A 21,463-nucleotide genomic window follows, 5' to 3' on the forward strand; every position below is an offset into this window, starting at 1 on the left:
TCACGGGATGATGGCGGTGACCACGCCACCGTCGACCCGCAGCGCGCCACCGGTCGTCGCCGCGGCCTGGTCGGAGGCGACGTAGGTGATCATGTTCGCCACCTCCTCGGGACGGATCAGGCGGCCGAGCAGCGATGTCGGCCGCTCGCGGGTCATGAACTGCCGCTCCGCACCGGCGAAATCGAGGTCCGGGTACAGGCCCTGCACGAACTCGCGCACGCCTTCCGTCAACGTCGGTCCTGGCAGGACACTGTTCACGGTGACGCCCGTGCCCGCCACTTCCTGCGCCATGCCACGGGAAATGGCCAGCTGCGCGGTCTTCGTCATGCCGTAGTGGACCATCTCGGTCGGATTCTGGATCGCCGACTCACTGCTGACGAAGATCACCCGTCCCCACCCGCGCGTGACCATCCGCGGTGTGTAGTGCCGGGCCAGGCGCACGCCCGAAAGCACGTTGACCTCGTAGATCCGCAGCCAGTCCGCGTCGGGGATCTCGAACACAGACACCGGCGCGAAATAGCCCGCGTTGTTCACGAGCACGTCCACGTCGGGCAGCTGTTCCACGAGGGTCGCCACGCCCTCGGCCGTGCCGACGTCGGCCGCGATCCCGCGTACGCCAAGGCGTTTGGCGACCTCGTCGACCCGGTCGGCATTACGGCCGTTCACCACCACATCGGCACCGGCGGCGGCGAGTGCGGCGGCCGTGGCCGCGCCGATCCCGGCCGTCGACCCGGTGACCAGCGCGGTCCTGCCGTTGAAGTCGAGCTTCACTTGGTCCTCCGATCAGCCCAGGCCGAGCTGCTGGTTGAAGGTCTGGTTGTCCCAGAACAGAAATTCCTCGTCCATCGTGCCGCGGCGGTTCCAGATGCCGACGGTCGCCATGTTGATCGCGTACTTCCGGCCGGTCGGCTGGATGAAGCCGCCCTTGCCGTCGGGCATCGGCCGGGTGAAGGTGCCCTGCATCACGCCGGTGACGGCGGTGAGCTCGTTTTTGGCCACGCGCAAGGGATGCGAGTGGATACGCGTGTCGGGCGCCCAGACGAACATCGCGGCGAGGTCGGCGATGTGCTGATCGATGCCGTCGGTGTAGTGCCCGTCGGGCCAGTGGACGCGGATGGTGTGGGCGTGGCTTTCGTCGAGGCGCTTCCAGTCGGCGTGGGAGAAGACGTCGAAGTCGAGCTCGTCGAACGTCTCCAAGTGCTTGCGCTCGTCGTGCGTCAGGTTGCGCGGATAAGGCGGGTTCGGCACGGGGTGGGCGGCCGGGTCCGGCAGCAGCGGCTGTCCTGCGGCCTCGGCCACGTTGCCGCTCGCGACGGCGGTGAGGGCGAAAGCACCGAACGCGGCGGCGGCTCCGCCTTTGAGCGCGGTACGGCGATCCATGATTGCTCGCTTTCAGCTGACAGAGGGGAGTTCACGCCCGGTCGCCCAGGCATGGCTGGTGGAGACGATGGCGGTGACGACGTCCAGCTCGGTCTCGTCGCGGGGCCCGTAGACGAGGACCATGCCCGGCGTGAGCCGGATCCCGGCGAGCGGATGGGCGACGGCCCAGCCACGTTCGATCGCTTCCGCGGCAAGGGAAACCGGCAGGGCGACGTGCAGGGAACCGTCGGAGCGCGGGTGCAGGTGGGCGAACTCGCCGGCCTGCGGCACGAGGAACGCGTCCGCCGGCCCCGCCTGGCCGTCGGCGAGCATGAACCCGCGCGCGCCCGGCACGGAGATGGCCGACTGCGTGCTGTGCACCCCGGGCAGCGCGTTGATGCGGGCGAACAGCTTTTCCTGCAGTTCGGCCGAGGCGTTGTCGGTGAGCTGCTGCTGGGGGATGGTGACGCTGACGTCCGACCGCTTTCCCGTTCTCGGTGGCAGCTCCTCGAGCCCGTCCCACCTCGTCGGCTGAGGCCCGGGCACGCGGCGCCGCTCGAGAAAGTCCGCGCGCTCGGCGAGCCAGCCGCCGAGGGAGGCCAGCGCGTCGGGCGCGAAGCCGTGACCCACCGGGTCGCGCCGCGCGATGGTGGGCGCTCCGGACTCGGCCGTGAGATAACGCCAGGTCCGGTCCTGCAGGTCGCGCGGAATGACCTGGTCGTGCTCACCGTGCGCGAGGAACACGGGCAGGCCGGCCAGGCGCGCCGGGCCGGTCGGCACGCCCGCGTCGAACGGCAAAGTGCCGTACAGGATGGCGGCGCCGGCGAACCGGTCCGGATCGTCCAGGACCAGGCCGCCCGCGAACGCGGCCCCGCCCCTGAACCCGATCAGCAGCACGGGCCCGCGTTGCCGGTCGAGCCAGGCGAGGAACCAGTCCATGGTGATCCGGAGCGACTCCGGCGTCGGGCGGCCGATGCCGCGGTTGGCGAACCACGCGAAGCCGCCACCTTCCGCGATCGGTGCTCGCACTGCTGCGTAACGGAAACCCTTGGGCAACGCGTCGGCGAGCCCGATGATCTCGCTCTCGCGCGAGCCGCGGCCGTGCAGCAGCACGACCAACGGCCCTTCGGCACCTCGGGTTTCGACGACGGGGGTTTCGACGACCGGCTCGTTCATCGAAGTGTCGGCGTTCAGACGGTCGGGCCGAGCAGCGCCCAGCCCGACTGCCAGGGCCAGTTGTTGCCGGCGTTGAGGGCGATGTTGAGGAACGCCATCTCCTCCAGCGCGCGGGCCATGCGCAGGCCGCCGGCGTCGATCGGGCGGAAACCCAGCGAGGTGAGCAGCTCCGCGACGACCTTCTTGGCGTCGGTGTCGTCACCGGCGTAGAGGGCGTCGAGCCGGTGGCCGCTCTCGGTGGGAGTGCCGAGTCGGCCGGCGAAGATCGTGTTGAAGGCCTTGACCACGGCAGCGTCGTTGACCAAGCGCTGCAGCGTCTGCACGGCGGCGGTCTCTTCGATGTCGAGGTCGGTGAACGTCGCGTTGAGCGGGTTGGTGGCGTCGACCACGACCTTGCCGCGCACGGCGGGCGCGATTTCCTGGGCGACGGCACCGACGGCGCTGCCCGGCACGGCCAGCACCACGACGTCGGCGTCGGCCACCGCGTCGAGGTTGCTCGCCGCAGCCCGCGCGCCCGTCTCGGCGGCGACCTTGGCGGCCTTCTCCGGACTGGGCGCGGTCAGGGTCACCGCGTGCCCGGCGTCGACGGCGGCCATGCTGAGAGCCGAGCCGACGTTGCCGGCTCCGATGATGGCGATCCGCATGATTACCTGCTCCTTCAATATCTGACTGTTCAGATACTGACACGGTAACCACAAGATGCCTTCCAGTGCAATAGCTGACGCGTCAACCTTCTCCGCGTACACTCGGGACATGGACCCGATCGACGACCGCCTGATCACGACGTTCGGCAGGCTGGTCGAGGCCAGCAGCCAGCTGGAACGCCGGCTCGGGCCCGCCATGCAGGCCGAGACCGGGCTGCAGCACACGTGGTTCGAGGTGCTGATCCGGCTCGCCCGCTCCGACGGCGGGCAGCTGACGATGAGCGCGCTCGCCGGCGAAGTGGCACTCACCACAGGCGGCATCACGCGGCTGATCGACCGCATCGAGGCGGCCGGCTACGTCGAGCGCCGCCCGTGCCCGACCGACCGCCGCGTCGCCTACGCCGGTATCACCGACGCGGGGCGCAAGGTGCTCGACCAGGCCGCGACCGTCCACGCGCGCAACTTGCGCGCCGCGTTCTCCGCGTTCTCCGAGACCGACCTGGACACCCTCGACGGACTGCTGGACCGGGTCCGGTGCGGTTTTGAGATTGCTTGAAGGTTCAAGTCGAGCGGCGTAGCGTTTTGGCTGAACGTTCAACTGCCCACGCTTGGAGACGTCCGTGCGATTCCAGCTGCTCGACATCCTGCCGCACCTGCAGAACCCGGTCACCGGGCGAATCGTCAGCACGTCCGACCGGTACGCGCAGGCGCTGAACACCGCGCAGCGCGCCGAGCAGATCGGCTTCGACGCGGTGGCGCTCGGCGAGCGGCACGCGGGCCCGTTCCTGTCGGCCGGCGTGACCGTGCTGCTGGGCGCGATCGCCGCGACCACGAGCCGCGTCCGGATCCAGACCGGCGTCACCGTGCTGTCCATTTCGGACCCGGTGCGCATTGCCGAGGACTTCGCCACGATCGACCAGCTCTCGCGCGGCCGCGTCGAGATCGTGATCGGCAAGGGCAACGAGGCCCGGCAGCTGCCGATGTTCGGCGTCGAGCCCGGGCAGCAATGGGACCAGCTGGCGGAGAAGTACGAGCTGCTGCGCCGGCTGTGGCGCGAGGAAAACGTGACGTGGGAAGGAAAGTTCCGCGGCGCGCTCGACGGCGTGACCACCCTGCCCCGCGCGTACGCCGGCGCACCCCGCGTCTGGCACGGCTCCGCGACCACCCTGACGTCCGCCGAACTCGCCGGAAAGTGGGGCGACCCGCTGTTCAGCGCCAACGCCATCCAGCCGCGCGACAACTACAAGATCCTCATCGACCACTACCGCGCCGAGTACGACCGTCACGACCACGACCCCCGCTACGCCTTCGTCGGCGCCGGGGCGGGCTTCCTGTACCTGGCCGATTCCACACAGGACGCTCGCGAGCACTTCGGCCCGGTGTACGAGAAGATGGTCGAGTTCTTCAACAAGCCGGGCAACCACACGCCCGGCAACGAAATGGTCTTCCGCGACATCGACCACGCCATCGCCGAAGGTCCCGTGCTCGTCGGCAGCCCGCAGCAGATCATCGAAAAGATCCTGTACTTCCACGCCGCCTTCGGCCACGACCTCCAGTCGTTCAGCCTGCCCACGATGCTCCCGCACGAACAGCAGCTCGAAATGCTGGAACGCTTCGCCGCCGAGGTGATCCCCGTGGTGCGCAAGGAAGCCCCCACGACACTGTGGACAGACGCCGACCCGTACGGCGCCCGCCCCGCCTTCGCCGGCAAGCAGGTCCCCGACGCCGCCGCCCTCGTCGACGGCCGCTGACTTTCCCTGTCCCGCCAGGCAGGACGCGGGTTTCGATCACCCCGATGGAGGCATCCGTTTCGGGCGGGCTTGCCGGTACCGTGAGCGCCGACTCGACGGCCGAAAGGTGCCCAGCAGGTGTCGGACTCAGATCTCGCGGCGGGCGTCAGCTCCACCGCCCTCATGGTCGCCGCCGCGCGCGCCATCGAAACCCACCACCCGCACAGCCTGCTGCGCGACGAGTACGCCGAGCACTTCGTCCGCTCGGCCAACTCCCCCGTCGCCCTGCCCACCCGCATCGAGGACGTCCCCCTCGGCGACGCGGACCCCTTCTGGGGCCACCTGGGCCGCTTCTTCGCCGTCCGCGCCCGCACCTTCGACGACTTCCTGGCGGACTCCGCACCGCACACCCCGCAAATCGCCATCCTCGGCGCCGGCCTGGACACCCGCGCGCTGCGCCTTGGTCTGCCCCCTTCGGCGACCTGCTACGAGATCGACCGCCACGACGTCCTCACCTTCAAATCGAAGATCCTGGGCTCCCTGGGCGCTCTTTCGCCCGCGTCCCACCACCTCCTCACCGCCGACTTGGCCGACGACTGGCCCACTGTCCTGCTGTCCGCGGGCTTCAACCCCTCCGTGCCCACCACCTGGATCGCCGAAGGCCTCCTCCTCTACCTCCCCGCACCGGCCGAGACCTCCCTCATCGACACCCTCGACACCCTCTCGGCCCCCGGCAGCCGCGTCGGCCTGGAAACCCTCCCCGGCCAGGACTCCCTCCGGGACCACACGCTCTTCGACACCAGCACTTCGGAGACGGGGTCGCACCTGGGCAGCCTCTTCGATCCTGACCCTCGTCCCGATACGCCCGCTGCTCTGCGCGCTGCCGGCTGGACCCTCACGACCTCGCCGGTGGACACCTTCACCAGGCGGTACGGGCGAGGCCCGGACCCGTCGATTCCGGGGCCGATCCTTCAGTCCCGCTTCACCTTCGGCGAGAAGGCCACGACCTGAACGCCCGCGACGACACCGAGTCAGAGCCGAGCCGTCGGCCGGTATTCGACGCTTCCCTCTCGGACGGTCACCGGTCGCGCCAGTGACACCGCGGCACCCGCGACGACGCCGATGACCAGCACTCCCAAAGCCGCCAACGTGAGCACGTCGGGGTGGATGATCGACTGCCCGCGTTCGGCTTGCCAGGTCACCAATCCGACCAAGCCCGCGTAGCCGGCCGCGGCGACCACGACCAGGCGAGCCCGCACGACCGCGGAGCGCAGCCGTGGCACGCGCGGTGCGAGGAGAACCAGCAGACCGAGGACGATCGGCAGCGCCTGGAGCGCGTGCATGCCGACGAAGTGCGGGATGCGGAGGTCGCCACCGGTGGCACTCCAGCCCGTCACGGGCATGGTCGCGCCGCCGTCTTCGACGCCGACGCTGTGCGCACCGATCATGCCGGCGAATGCGCCGCTCTGCATGGCCTCCAGCTGCGTCGCCGTGGGGGTGACCATGAGCGCACCCAGGCTGATGCCCGCCAGGGAGATCAAGACGCCCAGCCGCAGCGACCAGCGGACGGCGATGTCGGCGATGGGCGCGCGGAGGACGAGGATCGTCAGGATCAGCGCGCCGGTCCACAGGACGCCGATCGATACACCCATCACGGAATAGATGATCGAGTCGGCCGGCGTGGAGAAGTTGAAGTGGCTGGGCCGTCCGCGCAGGACCTGGACCAGGATCAGCGCGTACTCGACGTAGATCACCGCCACCAGCACGTTCGTCGTGCCATTGGCGAGCACGCGGTTCTTCTTCAGCAGCGAGAACAGCCACGCCCACGTGAGGGCGTAGATCGCGTTGGACACGGCGAACTTGAACGGCTTGAGCCAAATCGGCGCGCCGAGCAGGACCCGGTGGTCCACGAGAAGCCCGATCACGGACGCGACGGCCAGTGCCGCCATGACGACGGCGACCGACAACATCGGCCGGTGCCAGCCCTCGACGCGCCGGGCCAGCGGGGACAACGTGCTCATGGAGACCTTCCAAATGAGTAGTGCAACTATAGATAACGTGAAGCTATACTATTGATACTGGGCCGACAAGCTTCGCGGTAGATTGGGGCAGTCATCGAAGACGACGGGGCAACCACGGGCAGCCGCTGGTCCGCGCACCCGCGTGCGTCGGCCTCGTCCGGGAAAAGGAGAAGCCCGCGTGCGCATGGCGGAACTGAGCGAAGAGTCCGGCGTCGCCATTCCGACGATCAGGTACTACCTGCGCGAAGGCCTCCTGCCGCCCGGCGAGCACACCAGCCCGAACCAGGCGCGCTACAGCGGCACGCACGTGCGACGGCTCAAGCTGATCCGCGCACTCCTCGATGTCGGCGGCCTGTCCGTGGCGGAGGTGCGCCACGTCGCGCAGGCGCTCGACTCCCAGGCTCCGACACTCGACGTCCTCGACCTCGCACACACCAACCTGATCACCCCCAAGGGCGAGGTCGACGAGGAAAGCCGCACGTGGGCCTTGACCATGCTGCAGCAAGCCGCGAAACAGGTGGGCTGGGTCGTCGAGCCCGACGACAAGTCGACGGAGACGATCATCGGCCTGCTGTGCACGCTCCGCGCGATCGGTCACGGCAGCTTGCTCGACGACCTGGACGGCTACGCGGACCTCGCCGCCCAAGCGGCCCGGCTCGACCTGGCGACCCTGCGGAACCTGACCACACCCGAGTCCATAGTGGAGAGTGCCGTGGTCGGCACTGTGCTGGGCGACGCATTGTTCAGCGCCCTGCGCAAGCTCGGGCAGCAGAACGAGTCGAAGAGGCTCTACGGCTCATCGCATGCCTGAGCAACCTTTGTCCTCCGCGGAGTGGGCCGGCCCTACTCCTTCAATGCGCCTTTGACTTCGCCCGCAGCCCATTCGGCCCATTCGCGCTGCATCGTGGAGTACCGCTTCCCGAACTCGAGCGCGAGGCGGCCGTAGACGGACGGATCGTCCTCGTCCCAGTCGATCGACGTCTCCAGCGCCGCGAGGTGCTCGCCGCGCCGCGCCGCCGTCTCGCCGACCTGCTCGAGGTAACCCCGCGCCTGGGCCGGGTCGAGCGAGCCGAGGAAGTACACGCGCAGCAACATCTCACTGCGCGGCGGCGCGGCGAGCGGCGACAGCAGCCAGTCCCTCAACTCCGCACGACCGGTCTCGGTGATCTCGTATTCCTTGCGACCCCGCGGCCCCTCGTCGGTGACCTTGATCAGCCCCGTCTTCTCGAGCTTCGCGAGCTCGCCGTACAGCTGACTCTGGGTCGCCGACCACACGTTGGCCATCGCCGTCTGGAAGCGTTTCAGCAGGTCATAGCCACTGCCGGGTTGATCGGCCAGCAACCCGAGCGCAGCGTGTCGGAGACTCATGACCTCAGTCTACCCTCCACTCTTGACATGTCTAGTCAGAACGTTTTAGCTACGACATGTCATAAGTGGAACGTCGAAGGATGTGCGCCGTGAACTACCTCAAGAGCTTCGCCCCGTGGATCGGTTTTGCGATCGTGTCGACGCAGGCCGACTGGCGGTACTCCGGCCTCGTCGGCCTGCTGCTCGCCGGCGGCCTGTTGCTGCTCGAACGTCTCCGTGGCAAGGCCTGGGACACCTTGATCATCGAGCTGAGCGCCACGGGGTTCTTCGCTCTGCTGTCGGCCTACTCGTTCGCTGATCCGACTTCGCCGCTGCACACCTACGTCGGCACACTGTCCGACGCCTGGCTGGCCCTCACGGCGTGGGGGTCCGTCCTGATCCGCCGGCCGTTCACACTCGGCATCGCCCGCACGATGGCCCCGCGCGAGGTGTGGGACCACCCGCTGTTTCGCCGGATCAACGTCGTCATCACGACGGTGTGGGCGGCGAGCTTCACGGCTTCCGCGCTGGCCGGCGGGTTGCTGCTGCACTACGCGCCGCACGCCACCGTCGCGTTGATCGTGATCAAGGTGCTCGGCTTCGTCGTGCCGGTCGCCTTCACCGTGCGCTACACGCGGATGTCCAGGGCCCGAGCGCAGCAGGCCGCCTGACTTGTCAGCGCATTTCCTGGTGGTAGAAGCTGCTGAAGGTGCCGTTCTCCAGGGCGGCGTGCTCGCGGAACAACCGGTCGCGAGGACGGCTGCCGCCAAGGCGACGATGGCGATTCGGATGTGAATGGCCACCTTGGGCGAAGACGCCGGGGACGACGATCGTGGTCTCGATGTCGAAGCGGGCGGGCTCGGCGGCGTAGGAGACGGCGAACGCGTCCATGGCCGCTTTGGCCGCGAAGTATGGCGCGAGGTAGGGCGGGGTGCCGCCCTTGGTGCTGGAGGAGCCGATCCACACCACCAGGCCGTGGCGGCGCTCGCGGAACTGCGGCAGCACGGCACGGTTGACGCGTTGGGGGCCGGAGACGTTGGTGTTCATGACCTCCGCGATGTCATCCGGGGTGAAGGCTTCGGCCGGGCCCATGGCGAGGTGGGCGGCGTTGTGGACGACGACGTCCAGCGGCTCGGGGATCGAGGCGACGGCGCTGTCCACCGAATCCTGTGAGCGGACGTCGAGTTCCACTGCGGACAGGGCCACCGACCGGGAGGACGCGTAGGTCGCCAGCGCGGCTGCCGCGGGGGCGTTGCGGCCGGCGAGGTCGCGGATGCCCGCGTAGACGGTGTGGCCGGCGCGCGCACGATCAGCGCGCCGAAGCCGAAGCCCGCGCCGGTGACGGTCTTGCCCATGGCACTCCCTTGGTTCAGCGTGGGCAGCCGTCGAAAGGGCTGCCGAATGGTCGAACCATGGAGCGGGCGGAAACCATTGCCCGGTAACGAACTTCGGCGTGATCCGTGGATTTGGCGGGATCCGTGCACCGATAAAAACGGCCCTCCCCCGCCGAAAACCCGGCGAGAGAGGGTCGCGAGAAGAAGAACTCAGCCGCCGTACTTACTGGTGCACGTGGCAACAGTCGGCGAAGTGAACCCGTCGCGGAAGGCCTCCACCCGGGCAAAACCGGAGGGCACCGTCGTACCGGAAGGGTCGGAAGCGATGACGCTCTTCGGCGACAACAGCTCCGCGATGGCCTCGTCCAGGTCACCCGGCGAAAGCTCCAGCGAAGCCTTCTTGTCCGGCGTCAACGTCCCCGCCCACATGCCCGTCAGGCAGGCCGTGAGCTGGCCGGTGGAAGCCGTGTCCAAGCGCAGCCCGTAGGCCTTTTCGACCGCCAACGCGTACCGGGAGGCCACCTCGGCGAACGCGGCGAAGTCGCCGAAGCCGCCGGAGGTGCCGCGTGCCGGTGGGGTGCCGACGCGGCGCAGGGAGTTCAGGTCGACGGACACGGTGTCGGTCGACGGGCAGTACGCGGCGGGGCTCGTCACGCGAGCGTCCGAGCAGGGCTCGGGGTCGGAGGTGAGCTTGGGGGCGCCCTTGGGGAAAGCTGCGCGCAGGGTGGACTCCAGGTCCTGCAGGTTCGCCGGGTCGACGACGTCCAGGTTGCCCTTGCCGTCGCCCGTGTCGAGGTCCTTGGAGGAGAACGGCAGCTGGCTGGTGCGGCTCACGACCTCGGCGTTGTCGATGGCGGCGCAGCGCTTCGGGCCGTCGGTGAAGCCGAACTGGAAGGCGGACACGCGGTCGAACGCGCTGCCGTGGGCGCCGGCGGTGTCGAAGCTGGAGCCGGCGGAATCGCGGATGAAGAAGAGCGTCGCCATGATTTGGTTGAGGCCCGTGCCGGTCGACACCTGGAAGTGCGGCGAATTGCCTTCCGCGACCCAGCGGAAGAAGGTGCCCGCGTAGCAGTCGGCCTGCTGTTCCTTCACGATCGACGGGGTGTTGGGGCTCAGGCCCAGGCGCGTCTGGACGGCGTGACCCAGTTCGTGCGCCAGGACGGCGACCACGGACATCGGGCCGAAGGAGTCGTTCAGCATGGGCAGGAGCTCGCCGCGGTCCCACGCGACCAGGTCGCCGGAGGGGCAGTAGAACGCGTTCACGAGGCCGGCGGTGCTGGAGCCGCAGAGGTTCAGGCCCTGGCCGCGCGAGTCGTAGGAAATGAGCTGGCCGACGGATTTGTAGTCCTTGCCGAAGTTCTCCGGCAGCTGCTCGGTCCAGTACTGCTGCACGTCGGCGACGGCGTTGGCGGCGAGCTTGTCGATCGCGCCGCCGTCGGTGTTGGCGACGGGCAGGTCGGTGTCCGCGACGCCGGCCTTCGGGCCGCTCGGACCGTCGGTGATGGCGAGGCCGGCGACCTTGGCCGGGTCGGGCCGGTCGACGCCCGCGCTGCCCTGGACGGCCGTGGTGCACCCGGCCAGCAGCACGGCGCCCGCGACCAGCGTCGCCACCCACGTGAACCGCGAAGTCATAGCTCCTCCAAGGAAAAAGAGCCGGTGCGACCGAGGGGGCCGCACCGGCTCGAAGTAGATCAGGCGCCGAAGTGGACAGACTGGATGGCGTCGTCGAAGCCGATCGTGGAGAGGTCCTTCACGTCGCTGTCGACGACCGTCGACTTGCCGGTGCAGTTCGGGCCGGTCCACAGCTTGAGCGTGCCGTCGGTGGTCAGCGAAGACGTGACGCCGGGGCGGGCCAGATTCTGGCAGGCGTTGTCACCGGAACCGAAGGACAGGCCCTGCGAAGCGCCGTTGTCGCTGAAGAACGCGTCGTCGAACAGGATCGTGCTGGTGGCGGCCTTCGAGTCGCCGGACGGGGTCGGGTCGTCCGAGGGCGGGGTCGTGGTGCCGGAGGCCGAACCGTCGAGCACCTTGCCACCGGTCGGGCTCATGCCGAACCAGGTGCCGCCGACGCCCTCGCCGTTGGTGTCGCCGGGGTTCTTGTCGCCGGAGAACGTGTAGGCGGGCCAGTTGCCGATCGTCAGCTGCAGCGAGCCGTCGTCGCGCTTCACGACGCCGATCGCGGACTTCTTGATGCCGGCGATGAAGACCTTGGTGCCCTTGGTGACCTTGACCGGCGGCCACTTCTTCTCGCAGTCGGCGTTGCAAGTGGACTTCGGCGGCTTCGGGGAGTCGTTGTCGAAGCGGTAGATCGTCATCCCGGCGCCGTTGATCACGACCGGGTTCAGGTTGCCCGCCTTGCCGGCTCGCAGCGACACCCACTTGGTGCGCACGTCCGCGGGCGCGCTGGCCGGGGCGAGGTCGCCGGTGTCACGAGCGGCGTTGTTGCTTCGGGCGGTGCCGCTCAGCAGGTCGAGGCCACCGGCGTCCCCGGCGTTCACCGCGGCGCCGGCCGGGGCCGCGCTCGGGGTGCCGTCATTCTGGCCGCCGCAGGCCGACAGCAGGGCCGCGCCCGCCGTCACGAAGGCAGCGAAAAACAGGGCGTGCTTGCGAAACATGGGGGAACTCCAGGGGGTTCGACCGGGGCTCCTGGACCGTCCGGAGCCGCTCTTGCCCGTGACACGGGGCCGGGGTCGTGTTCGGTTCACGCGAGTTCGAAAGTTTTTTGAGGAATCGGGAACTCGCAGGTCACGCCGGATTCCCGGTCGCACACCCCGGCCCGGTTGCGGTAAGCATGGGCCATGACCAAGGTCCGGTTCGGCTTGCTCGGCCCCGTGGAGGCGCACGTCGCCGGCGAGCCCGTCGACCTCGGGCACGCGCGGCAGCGCTGGGTGCTGGCCGCGCTGCTCGCCGACGCCAACCGGCCCGTGTCCACGGAACGGCTCGTCGAACGCGTGTGGGCGGACGAGCCGCCGTACCGCGCGCACCGGCTGCTCGCCAGCTACCTCTCCCGGCTGCGCCGCACGCTCGCCACGGCCGAGGGCGTCGCGATCAAGCACGGCCCGAGCGGTTACGTGCTGACCACGCCGCCCGGGAGCGTCGACGTGCTGCGGTTCCGTGCACTCGTCGCGCAGGCGCGCGCGCAACGGGAGCCGGAGCTGTTCGACGAGGCCCTCGACCTGTGGCGCGACGACGCCTTCGCCGGCCTCGACACCCCGTGGGCCGACGCGGTGCGCGACAAGCTCGCCGCCGAACGCTTGTCCGCGCAGCTCGATCGCACGGACCTCGCGCTGCAACTCGGCGAGCACAACGCCGTGCTCGCCGACACGGCCCAGCGCGCCGCGGCTTTCCCGCTCGACGAGCGCATCGCCGGCCAGCTGATGCTCGCCCGCTACCGCGCCGGGCGGCAGGCGGGCGCGCTCGAGGAGTACGACCGGATCCGCCGCCGGCTCGCCGACGAGTTCGGCGCCGACCCCGGACCCGCGCTGCGCGAGCTGCACCAGCGCATCCTCACCACCGACCCGGAGCTCAGCCCGCCGCGCGAGACGCCCGTGCCGCGTCAGCTGCCCGCGCCACCGCGGTGGTTCGTCGGGCGCGACGCGGAGCTGGGCGAGCTCGACGCCGCGATGGCCGGCGGCTCGGGTACGGTCGCGATCTCCGCGATCGGCGGCGCCGGCGGCATCGGCAAGACGTCGCTCGCCCTGCGGTGGGCGCACCGCAACGTCGCACGGTTCCCCGATGGCCAGCTGTACGTGAACCTCCGCGGCTTCGACCCGGCCGGTTCGCCGCTGCGCCCCGAGGCCGTGGTGCGCCACTTCCTCGACGCGTTCGGCGTCGCGCCCGCGGCCGTGCCCGCCGACCCCGAAGGCGGCTTCGCGCTGTACCGCAGCCTCGTCGCGGGCCGGCGCCTGCTCGTGCTGCTGGACAACGCGCGCGACGCGGCGCAGGTCGAACCGCTGCTGCCGGGCAGCGAGACGTGCACCGTGATGATCACCAGCCGGCACCGGCTCGGCGGCCTCGGCGTGCGCGGCGCGCAGCTGCTCGACCTGGGCGAGCTGGCCGAACGTGAGGCGCGCGAGCTGCTCACGCGCCGCCTCGGCGACCAGCGCGTGGCCGCGGAGCCCGCGGCCGTCAACGACCTCGTGCGCTGGTGCGGCGGCCTGCCGCTGGCGATCAGCGTTGTCGCGAGCCGGGCCGGGGCGAACCCGCGCTTCCGCCTGGAGGTGCTGGCGCGCGAGCTCGCGGACGCCTCGGCGCGGCTCGACGCGCTGGACGCCGGCGACCTGGCCACGAACGTCCGCGCGGTGTTCTCGTGGTCCTACGAAGCCCTCGACGCGGGCGCCCAGCGCGTGTTCCGGCTGCTCGGCGCAGTGCCGGGACCGGACGTGAGCCTCGCGGGCGCGGGCGCGCTGGCCGCTCTCGAGCGGCCCCGGGCGTTGCTGCGCCGCCTCGTCGACGCGCACCTGCTGCAGGAGCACCTGCCCGGCCGCTACCGGATGCACGACCTGCTGCGGCTGTACGCGGATGAGCTTGTCACCCCGATGGAACGCGTCGAAGCACTGCGGCGCTTCACCGACTTCCTACTTCACACGGCCGGCGACGCGAACCGGTTGCTGCGGCCGGAACGCCAGTCGATCGACCTCCCGGCGGCGAGCGCGCCCCCGCTGGCCGACCGCCGCGCCGCGACGCGCTGGTTCGACGACGAACAGCACAGCCTCCGCGCGACGCTGGATTCCGCGGTGCGGCGTGGCGCGCACGAGGACGTGTGGCGGCTCGCGTGGAGCGTCAGCGGTTACCAGGTGATCCACGGCCAGCTCGTCGAAGACCTCACGGCGTGGCAGGCCGGGCTCGCGGCCGCCCGCGTCCTCGACGACCCCGAACCGCAGGCCATCGCGGCGATGTACCTCGGCACGGCCTACACGCGCACCGGATCCCACGACCTCGCCCTCCGACACCTGCGTGAAGCGCTTTCCCTTGCACAGCAAGCGGATCTGGCCGCCGACGCCGCCCGCGCGCTCGGCTGGGCGCTCGGGCAGAGCGGCGACTTCGACGGCGCCCTGCACCACACCGCCGTCGCGCTGAAGCACTACCGCGCCACCGACAACGGCCTGCGCCAGGCCGACGCGTTGAACACCCTCGGCTGGTACTCCGCGCAGCTCGGGTTCCTCGCCGAAGCCCGCGAGCACTGCGAACAGGCGCTCGTGCTGTGCCGCAAGCACAACCACCACCGCGCGGAGACCGTGACGCTCGACAGCCTGGGGTACATCGCCTCAGCGATGGGCGAGCGCGAGGAGGCGCTGGCGCACTACACCGCCGCCCTCGCGCTCGCCCGCGACACCGAGGACGCCTACGACGAGCCCGTGATCCTCGCCAACCTCGGCGACACCCACGCCGCTCTCGGCGACCTGGCCGCCGCCCGCGACGAGTGGGCCCGGGCGCGCGAGCTGTTCCAGGCGCACGGCCGCACCGGCGACGTCGAGCGGATCGCGGCGAAGCTCGCGTCAGCGGAGCAGTGACGCGAGGTTGTCCAGCGCCGCTTGGAAAGTCGCCTCGACGTACGGGCGCACGGCGTCGGGAGCGGTGAAGGTGCCGGTGGACTCCAGGACGGCGCCACCGTCGGGGGCGGCGCGGACGACGAACGTGCCGACGTAGTCGCGGATCGGCCCGTTGTCGCCGAGCACGCGCCAGCGCAGCGTGCGCGTGTCGGCGGAGGACTCCATGAGCTCTTCGAACGCGACGGCACCGGTTTCGGTGGTCACGCGGCGCGTGTCGATGAGACCCGGTGCCGGTTCGCTGAACTCGGTGGCAGAGAACCAGGTGTGGACGTTGTGGAAGTCCGCGATCCGCTCCCACACCACGGCCGGATCGGCGGTCATCCGCTTGCGCAGCTGCACGGTGGTCATGGGCTGTCCCTTCAGTACTTCGAGACGAACTCGGCCAGCTTGTCCAGCTCCGCCAGCGACTCGTCGCGCGAGAGCGTGGGCAGGATCAGGGCGACGCGCTCGACGCCGAGGTCCTCGTAGGCGTGGATCACGCCGGCGTCGGTCGGGGTGTAGGTGACGGTGACGGGCACCGGGCGGCCCGCGCGTTCGCGCAGGTCTTCGGTGTAGGCGCGCATGGCGTCGACGGGCAGGGGCGGCGCGAGCCAGCCGTCGCCGCGCTCGACGGTGCGGCGCGCGGCCGCCTTGCTCCAGCCGCCGATGTAGATCGGCGGGTGCGGCCGTTGCACGGGCTTGGGCCAGCTGTAGATCGGGTCGAAGTCGACGTATTCACCGTGGTACTCGGCCTTTTCCTGCGTCCACATCGCCTTCACGGCGTCGATGCGCTCGTCGAGGACCTTGCCGCGCTCGGCCGGGGCGACGCCGTGGTTCTGCAGCTCGTCGAGCACGTTGCCCGCGCCGACGCCGACGATCAGGCGGCCGCCGGACAGCTCGTCGAGCGTCGCGGCTTCCTTCGCGAAGACGATCGGTTCGCGCTGCACCAGCAGCGTCACGGCGAGGATGAGCTTGAGCCGCTCCGTCACCGCGGCCACCGCGCCGAGGGAGACGAACGGGTCGGGCATGCGGAACCACGTCGGGTCCATCTCGGCGCCGAGCTCGACGAGCCGCGGGCCATCGGTGACCGGAATGTGAGTGTGCTCGGGGATCGTTCGTGATCAACGCTGACACGAGGGGGCACCCCGGACCTGCCCCTGAGGTGGGTACCCGCAAGGCCCTGGCACGAGGGAAAACCGGGCAACCCGGGCGCGTGATCCCCGTCTCTTCGGCTACGGGTTGCGGGTCGCCAGGTGGCGCCGGCGACGCAGGGTCGAGCGGGGCCGGACGACGCACGTCGCGTGGGGGACTCGGGGTGCCGGGCGAGCGGCGGCGCGGTGGGCGCGGTGCGCGCTGTGCAGCCACAGGACGTCGCGGCCGAAGGACCACACGAGTGAGATCAGGGCGGCCATCGTGACGGCCAGGCCCGCCGGGTGCGGCAGCAGGCCCGAGCCTGCGGCCACCAGCAGCACACCCTGCAGCGCGGCGACGACCTTGCGCGCCCGGCTGGGCGGCAGCGCGCCGTTGAGCCACGGCAGGGTCCAGGACGCCGCGACGAACGCGTAACGCATCAGGCCGATGGCGAGGACCCAGTAGCCGAACGTCTCCGCGGCCAGCACGCTGAGCACCAGGATGAGGAACGCGTCGGACTCCATGTCGAACCGCGCGCCGAGCGCCGAGGACGTGCCAGTGCGGCGCGCGACCTGCCCGTCGACGGCGTCCAGCGCCAGTGCGAGGGACGCCAGCGGCACGAGCACCGCGAGCGGCACTCCCCCGTTCAGGTGGTCTACGACCAGCGCCGTGACGCCGCCGATGAGGATGGCGCGCGTGAGCGTGACGTGGTCGGCGGGGCCCAGTGACCGGGCTCCGGCTTTGCGCGCGGCGCCCGCGAGCAGGGCCCACAGGCCGACGGTGTACGCCAGGCCCGCGGCCCAGCCGGCCGCACCGAGGCCGACGGTCAGGGCGAGCACGCCCAGCAGCGCCACCTGGGCTCCGGCACCCGCGGCCTGCTGCCGAACGAGTGAACCCACGGTGGAACGTGATCGTGTAGTGGTGGTGACAGCCATATCGCCTCGATCTCGCGGCAGAGGAGGACCACCATGACACGTACGGGACAGGCCTTCTGGTTCAAATCCGCCGGAACCGGTGAGATCCGGGCGGCGGAGATTCCGGCGCCGGGACCGGACGAAGTGCTGGTCAGGACCCTGTTTTCCGGCATGAGCCGCGGTACCGAAAGTTTGGTACTGCGCGGCGGCGTGCCCGAGAACCAGCGCGAGGTGATGCGCGCGCCGTTCCAGGAGGGCGACTTCCCGTTCCCGGTGAAGTATGGCTATCTGAACGTCGGGCGCGTCGAAGCCGGGCCGGATGAGCTGGTGGGGCAAACGGTGTTCAGTCTGTTCCCACACCAGACCGAGTTCGTGGTGCCGGCCTCGGCGGTCACGGTGGTGCCGGACGACGTGCCGGCCGCGCGGGCCATCCTCGCGGGCACCGTGGAGACGGCCGTGAACGCGCTGTGGGACGCCGCGCCGCTGGTCGGCGACCGGATCGCCGTGGTGGGGGCCGGGATGGTCGGCAGCAGCGTCGCGGGGCTGCTTTCCCGCTTTCCCGGAGTGGACGTCCAGCTCGTGGACACCGATCCGGCTCGGGAGAAGGTCGCGGCGGCGTTCGGCATCCGCTACGTGCGGCCGGAGGACGCCGAGGGCGATCTCGACCTCGTGGTGCACGCCAGCGCGACCGACGGCGGGCTCGCGCGGTCGCTGGAGCTGCTGGGCCGCGAGGCGACGGTGGTGGACCTGAGCTGGTACGGCGACCGGCGCGTGAGCGTGCCGCTGGGCGAGAACTTCCACTCGCGGCGGCTGACGATCCGCAGCAGCCAGGTGGGCACGGTCTCCCCCGCTCGCTCCGCGCGGCGCACCTACGGTGACCGCATGGCCACGGCGCTGCGGTTGCTGGCCGATCCGTCGTTCGACGTGCTCGTGACCGGCGAGACCGCGTTCGAAGATCTGCCGGACCTGATCTCCCGCCTGGCCGGCGGGGACCTGCCGGGGCTCGCGCACCGGATCGTTTATCCGTAAGTTCTTGTGATTCCTAAGGAGAAAACTTTGTTCAGCGTCACCGTCCGCGACCACATCATGGTCGCCCACAGCTTCCGCGGTGAGGTGTTCGGCCCGGCGCAGAAGCTGCACGGCGCCACGTTCGTCGTCGACGCCACGTTCCGCCGCACCGACCTCGACGCCGACAACATCGTGGTCGACATCGGCCTCGCGACGCAGAAGCTGGGGTCCGTACTGGCCGACCTCAACTACCGCAACCTCGACGACGACCCGGCGTTCGAGGGCATCAACACTTCCACGGAGTACCTGGCGAAGGTGATCGCCGACCGGCTGGCCGACGCCGTGCACGCCGGGGAGCTCGGCGAAGGCGCACACGGGCTTTCGGGGATTTCGGTGACGCTGCACGAGTCGCACGTCGCTTCGGCCGGGTACGAGCGTTCGCTTTGACCGAGGTGGATCCGTCCGGCTACGCGCCGGAATGGTTGCGGCTGCGGGAAGGCGCTGATTCCGTCGCGCGTGCTGCGTCCCTTGTGGACTCGCTCGCGTTGCCTGCTCCGGTCGTGGTCCGTGATCTGGGCTGTGGCACCGGTTCCATGAGCCGCTGGCTCACGGAGCGGTTGCCGCAGCCGCAGCGGTGGATCTTGCACGACCAGGATCCGGAGCTGGTGCGGCTGGCTGTCGCGGCTGTTCAGAATGCGACAGGCGAGGTTCGAGATGTCACACGGCTGACGGCGGCGGATCTCTCGGGCACTTCGTTGGTGACCGCGTCGGCGTTGCTGGACCTGTTCACGGCCGAGGAGATCCGGCGGTTGGTCGACGCTTGTGCGGGAGCGCGGGTGCCCGCGTTGCTGACGTTGTCGGTGGTCGGGCGGGTCGCGCTCACTCCGGCGGACCCGCGCGACGAGGCGGTGGGTGCGGCGTTCAACGCGCACCAGCGCCGGGAGGACCGGCTGGGGCCGGAGGCGGTGGCGTTCGCGGCGGCCGAGTTCGCTGCGCGCGGGTTCACGGTGCGGCGGGTGGCGACGCCGTGGCGGCTGGAGGCCGGGGATGCGGCGTTGATGGAGACGTGGTTCTCGGGCTGGGTTTCCGCGGCGGCGGAGGAGAACCCGTCGTTGGATTTGTCGGGGTATCGCCGGGCGCTCGCCGCGGTGGTTGTGGAGCACGAGGATTTGCTGGCTCTGCCTTAGCTGGCTTAGCTGCCTGGCTGCCTCAGCTGTCGGCTTCTCGGCGGGCTTTGGCTCGCCGTTTGCCCTCGTGCATCGCGGCGACGCGGGCGATAGGGATGGTGTGGCCTTCGGCGACGAGGTCGTCCGGAAGTGCCTGCGGTGCGGGCATTTCCGTCGCCCACGGGTCGGTGTCGCCGAGGCTGTCGAGTGCCGTGTGGACGGTGAAGTCGCGCGGGGTCACGTCGTCGGCCGCGGCCCACGGGATCGGGAACGACACGGTCAGACCGGGCCGCACGCGCGGGCTGTAGGTGGCGACCACGGTGGCGCCGCCGGCGCGGGTGGAGTCGAGGAACACCTTGCCGTGGCGGTCTTCGCGGATGAACGCGGTGGTGGCGAGCTCCGGGTCGAGGCGTTCGGCGCGGGCGGCGATCGCGCGGGTGGCGGCGGCGACGTCTTCGTGGGCCTGGCCGGGTTTGAGGGGCACGAAGACGTGGACGCCTTTGGAACCGCTGGTTTTCAACGCGCCGGCCAGCCCTGCGTCGGTGAGGGCTTGGCGGACCAGGCGCGCACCCGCGACGGCCAGTCCGAACTTCGCGCCCTCGGGCGGGTCCAGGTCCATGATCAGGTGGGTCGGGCCCTGGGTGTGTTCGAAAAGCGTCAACGTGGGGTGGTATTCGATCGCGCGCTGGTTGCCGAACCACAGAAGCGTGGGGCGATCGTTGCACAACGCGTAGGAAACTTCCCGCTTCGAACTCTCGGCCCACAGCTTCACGCGCGGCACCCACTCGGGCGTGTACTTCGGCAGGTTCTTCTGCATGAACGCGTCCTGCCCGCGCAGCACGCGCACGACCGACAGCGGCCGGTCGTGCAGCACCGGCAGCAGCCGCTCCGAGACGCCGTCGAGGTAGTCGAGCAGATCGCGTTTGGTCGCGCCGGCGTCGGCGAACAGCGGCTGGTCGAGATTGGTCAGTTTGACACCCTCGCGTTCGTCGTCGCTGCTCATCGGCCTACCTTCGCCCACCACGCGGGCGCCGGTCAACCGCTTCACACGAGCGGACGGCCCTCGCGGCGGCGCTTGCGGAGGTCGCGCAGGTACGCGTTGTAGGGGAACCGCTGCACGCTGCGCGGGAGGCGCCGCACGACGTGTCCGATACCGCGCATGAGACGTTCGAATGTGCGCTGATCGCGTTCGGTCCACGACAGCCGCATGTGCTCGCGGAAACACGCGGGCAGGAACCCGGTCGTCACGAACCGGTGGAACCGCCCGAACACCAGCGCCAACGGCCACGGCAGGAACCGCAGATCGACGAGGTCCCCGAGGTACGCGCGGGTGCGGTCATCGATGGTGACGCGCTGGAGCCCCTCGGCCCAGTACTTCGCGAACGCCTCGCGGTCCTCGGGCCACATCTCCGGCCGCACCTGCAACGTCGTGCCGAGCACCGCGGCCTCCGCGTACAACTCCTCGGGCGCGGCGCCACCGAAGAACGCCACGTGGACGTCCTCGAGTCCCTTGTAGAGACACGCGGCAACCCAGAGCTGCAACTCGGGATCGAAGGCGTTGTACTCGACGGCGCTGTCCTTTGTGGATTTCACGTACCGGTGAGACCCGTTGACCGCCTCGCGGTACGCCTCGCGCTCCTCGTCCGTCCCGAACGTCGCCACCGCCAGGTAGGTCCCCGTGGTGCGCGCGCGTTTGACCGGGTGCCGGAACAGATTCCCGCTCTCGACGCCACTCTCCATCACCCCATACCCCACCGGGGCCCACCCGAGCTGCATGATCACGTTGGCACTGCCGGCCATCAGCCCGATTCCCACCATGGCCTTCTTGAGCGCGTCACCCATGGCACCTCCCGTCGGATCAAGAAAACGCCACTGTTTACGCCGAGTCAAGAGCCACCCGAGCCGCGCCCACCCTCCCCACCGCCACCCAGCGAACCCTGCACCCAGGCCCCGTCCACCCCCGCAACCGCCGCCCACCCACGCAACCCAACCTGCACCCAGACCCGCCCCCGCACCCCGATCCGAAGCCTCCTTGCGGCCGGCGACGTGTTGTCAAGGCACGCTTTCCCGCCTTGACAACACGTCACCGGCCGTCAACACAA

The 21,463-nt window shown here is 70.1% G+C and carries 23 protein-coding genes; 9 read left to right on the top strand and 14 right to left on the bottom strand.

Going from position 1 to position 21,463, the window contains the following annotated elements; genetic code table 11:
- The 4 genes from AB0383_RS45190 to AB0383_RS45205 are packed head-to-tail and all read right to left on the bottom strand — an operon-like array spanning position 1 to position 3,179.
- On the bottom strand, positions 1-771 hold the full coding sequence (locus AB0383_RS45190; RefSeq protein ID WP_364182243.1) for an SDR family oxidoreductase: 771 nt from the start codon (positions 769-771) through the stop codon (positions 1-3).
- Positions 772-783: 12 nt separating this feature from the next.
- A complete protein-coding gene (locus tag AB0383_RS45195; protein WP_366190572.1) occupies positions 784-1,380 on the bottom strand; it encodes an ester cyclase in 597 nt (198 codons plus the stop codon).
- A gap of 12 nt (positions 1,381-1,392) precedes the next feature.
- A complete protein-coding gene (locus AB0383_RS45200) occupies positions 1,393-2,535 on the bottom strand; it encodes a phospholipase (protein WP_366190574.1) in 1,143 nt (380 codons plus the stop codon).
- A 14-nt stretch (positions 2,536-2,549) separates the two neighbouring features.
- Complete coding sequence (locus AB0383_RS45205) at positions 2,550-3,179, bottom strand: prephenate dehydrogenase/arogenate dehydrogenase family protein (protein ID WP_366190576.1); 630 nt, start codon at positions 3,177-3,179, stop codon at positions 2,550-2,552.
- Positions 3,180-3,288: 109 nt separating this feature from the next.
- Here AB0383_RS45205 and AB0383_RS45210 point away from each other — a divergent pair, with 109 nt between their 5' ends.
- The 3 genes from AB0383_RS45210 to AB0383_RS45220 all read left to right on the top strand — a co-directional run bounded on the left by AB0383_RS45210 (position 3,289) and on the right by AB0383_RS45220 (position 5,920).
- On the top strand, positions 3,289-3,735 hold the full coding sequence (locus AB0383_RS45210) for a MarR family transcriptional regulator (RefSeq protein ID WP_364182252.1): 447 nt from the start codon (positions 3,289-3,291) through the stop codon (positions 3,733-3,735).
- 64 nt (positions 3,736-3,799) lie between these two features.
- Positions 3,800-4,930: an LLM class flavin-dependent oxidoreductase gene (locus AB0383_RS45215; protein ID WP_366190578.1), complete on the top strand. Its 1,131-nt coding sequence runs from the start codon at positions 3,800-3,802 to the stop codon at positions 4,928-4,930.
- Between the two features lie 117 nt (positions 4,931-5,047).
- Positions 5,048-5,920, top strand: a complete 873-nt coding sequence (locus tag AB0383_RS45220; protein ID WP_366190580.1) for an SAM-dependent methyltransferase — start codon at positions 5,048-5,050, stop codon at positions 5,918-5,920.
- 20 nt (positions 5,921-5,940) lie between these two features.
- Here AB0383_RS45220 and AB0383_RS45225 read toward each other — a convergent pair whose 3' ends face one another.
- Positions 5,941-6,930, bottom strand: a complete 990-nt coding sequence (locus tag AB0383_RS45225) for a hypothetical protein (protein ID WP_366190582.1) — start codon at positions 6,928-6,930, stop codon at positions 5,941-5,943.
- 184 nt (positions 6,931-7,114) lie between these two features.
- Here AB0383_RS45225 and AB0383_RS45230 point away from each other — a divergent pair, with 184 nt between their 5' ends.
- Positions 7,115-7,741: a MerR family transcriptional regulator gene (locus AB0383_RS45230; RefSeq protein ID WP_366190608.1), complete on the top strand. Its 627-nt coding sequence runs from the start codon at positions 7,115-7,117 to the stop codon at positions 7,739-7,741.
- A gap of 32 nt (positions 7,742-7,773) precedes the next feature.
- On the opposite strand, the gene AB0383_RS45235 is transcribed toward AB0383_RS45230, so the two are convergent.
- Entirely contained in the window at positions 7,774-8,298 is a 525-nt protein-coding gene (locus AB0383_RS45235; protein ID WP_366190584.1) for a PadR family transcriptional regulator, read from the bottom strand.
- Positions 8,299-8,378: 80 nt separating this feature from the next.
- Between AB0383_RS45235 and AB0383_RS45240 the strand changes: the two genes are divergently transcribed.
- Positions 8,379-8,948, top strand: a complete 570-nt coding sequence (locus AB0383_RS45240) for a hypothetical protein (RefSeq protein ID WP_366190586.1) — start codon at positions 8,379-8,381, stop codon at positions 8,946-8,948.
- A 4-nt stretch (positions 8,949-8,952) separates the two neighbouring features.
- Here AB0383_RS45240 and AB0383_RS45245 read toward each other — a convergent pair whose 3' ends face one another.
- From AB0383_RS45245 to AB0383_RS45255, 3 genes are read right to left on the bottom strand one after another with little or no spacing between them, the layout of a single operon-like run.
- Complete coding sequence (locus AB0383_RS45245; RefSeq protein ID WP_366190610.1) at positions 8,953-9,825, bottom strand: SDR family NAD(P)-dependent oxidoreductase; 873 nt, start codon at positions 9,823-9,825, stop codon at positions 8,953-8,955.
- Positions 9,822-11,243 carry a neutral zinc metallopeptidase gene (locus tag AB0383_RS45250; protein ID WP_366190588.1) on the bottom strand — a complete coding sequence of 474 codons (1,422 nt, stop codon included), beginning with the start codon at positions 11,241-11,243 and terminating at the stop codon, positions 9,822-9,824. The genes AB0383_RS45245 and AB0383_RS45250 overlap by 4 nt, the downstream gene beginning before the upstream one ends.
- 59 nt (positions 11,244-11,302) lie before the next feature.
- Positions 11,303-12,226 (bottom strand): hypothetical protein, encoded by a 924-nt coding sequence (locus tag AB0383_RS45255; RefSeq protein ID WP_366190590.1) that lies wholly within the window; start codon positions 12,224-12,226, stop codon positions 11,303-11,305.
- Positions 12,227-12,409: 183 nt separating this feature from the next.
- Here AB0383_RS45255 and AB0383_RS45260 point away from each other — a divergent pair, with 183 nt between their 5' ends.
- Positions 12,410-15,124, top strand: a complete 2,715-nt coding sequence (locus AB0383_RS45260; RefSeq protein WP_366190592.1) for a BTAD domain-containing putative transcriptional regulator — start codon at positions 12,410-12,412, stop codon at positions 15,122-15,124.
- On the opposite strand, the gene AB0383_RS45265 is transcribed toward AB0383_RS45260, so the two are convergent.
- The 3 genes from AB0383_RS45265 to AB0383_RS45275 all read right to left on the bottom strand — a co-directional run bounded on the left by AB0383_RS45265 (position 15,110) and on the right by AB0383_RS45275 (position 17,172).
- Positions 15,110-15,511, bottom strand: coding sequence for an SRPBCC family protein (locus tag AB0383_RS45265; RefSeq protein ID WP_366190594.1), 402 nt, complete (start codon positions 15,509-15,511; stop codon positions 15,110-15,112). The two genes, AB0383_RS45260 and AB0383_RS45265, sit on opposite strands and share 15 nt — an antisense overlap.
- Before the next feature lie 11 nt (positions 15,512-15,522).
- On the bottom strand, positions 15,523-16,254 hold the full coding sequence (locus AB0383_RS45270; protein WP_366190612.1) for an LLM class F420-dependent oxidoreductase: 732 nt from the start codon (positions 16,252-16,254) through the stop codon (positions 15,523-15,525).
- 120 nt (positions 16,255-16,374) lie between these two features.
- Positions 16,375-17,172: a CDP-alcohol phosphatidyltransferase family protein gene (locus tag AB0383_RS45275; RefSeq protein WP_366190596.1), complete on the bottom strand. Its 798-nt coding sequence runs from the start codon at positions 17,170-17,172 to the stop codon at positions 16,375-16,377.
- Between the two features lie 69 nt (positions 17,173-17,241).
- On the opposite strand from AB0383_RS45275, the gene AB0383_RS45280 reads away from it, so the two are divergent.
- Genes AB0383_RS45280 through AB0383_RS45290 form a run of 3 tightly spaced genes read left to right on the top strand, consistent with a single transcriptional unit; the run spans position 17,242 to position 19,382 of the window.
- Positions 17,242-18,216 (top strand): zinc-binding alcohol dehydrogenase, encoded by a 975-nt coding sequence (locus AB0383_RS45280; protein WP_366190598.1) that lies wholly within the window; start codon positions 17,242-17,244, stop codon positions 18,214-18,216.
- Positions 18,217-18,243: 27 nt separating this feature from the next.
- Positions 18,244-18,642 (top strand): 6-carboxytetrahydropterin synthase, encoded by a 399-nt coding sequence (locus tag AB0383_RS45285; RefSeq protein WP_354874893.1) that lies wholly within the window; start codon positions 18,244-18,246, stop codon positions 18,640-18,642.
- A gap of 5 nt (positions 18,643-18,647) precedes the next feature.
- Positions 18,648-19,382, top strand: a complete 735-nt coding sequence (locus AB0383_RS45290; protein ID WP_366190614.1) for a class I SAM-dependent methyltransferase — start codon at positions 18,648-18,650, stop codon at positions 19,380-19,382.
- Positions 19,383-19,404: 22 nt separating this feature from the next.
- Here the strand turns inward: AB0383_RS45290 and ligD are convergent, their stop codons facing one another.
- The gene (ligD, locus tag AB0383_RS45295; protein ID WP_366190601.1) at positions 19,405-20,364 is read right to left on the bottom strand and encodes a non-homologous end-joining DNA ligase; all 960 of its coding nucleotides are present in this window, start codon (positions 20,362-20,364) and stop codon (positions 19,405-19,407) included.
- Positions 20,365-20,405: 41 nt separating this feature from the next.
- Positions 20,406-21,203, bottom strand: coding sequence for an oxygenase MpaB family protein (locus AB0383_RS45300; protein ID WP_366190603.1), 798 nt, complete (start codon positions 21,201-21,203; stop codon positions 20,406-20,408).
- Positions 21,204-21,463: the final 260 nt, after the last annotated feature.

It is taken from the genome of Amycolatopsis sp. NPDC051373 (assembly GCF_040689465.1).
Classification (GTDB): domain Bacteria; phylum Actinomycetota; class Actinomycetes; order Mycobacteriales; family Pseudonocardiaceae; genus Amycolatopsis.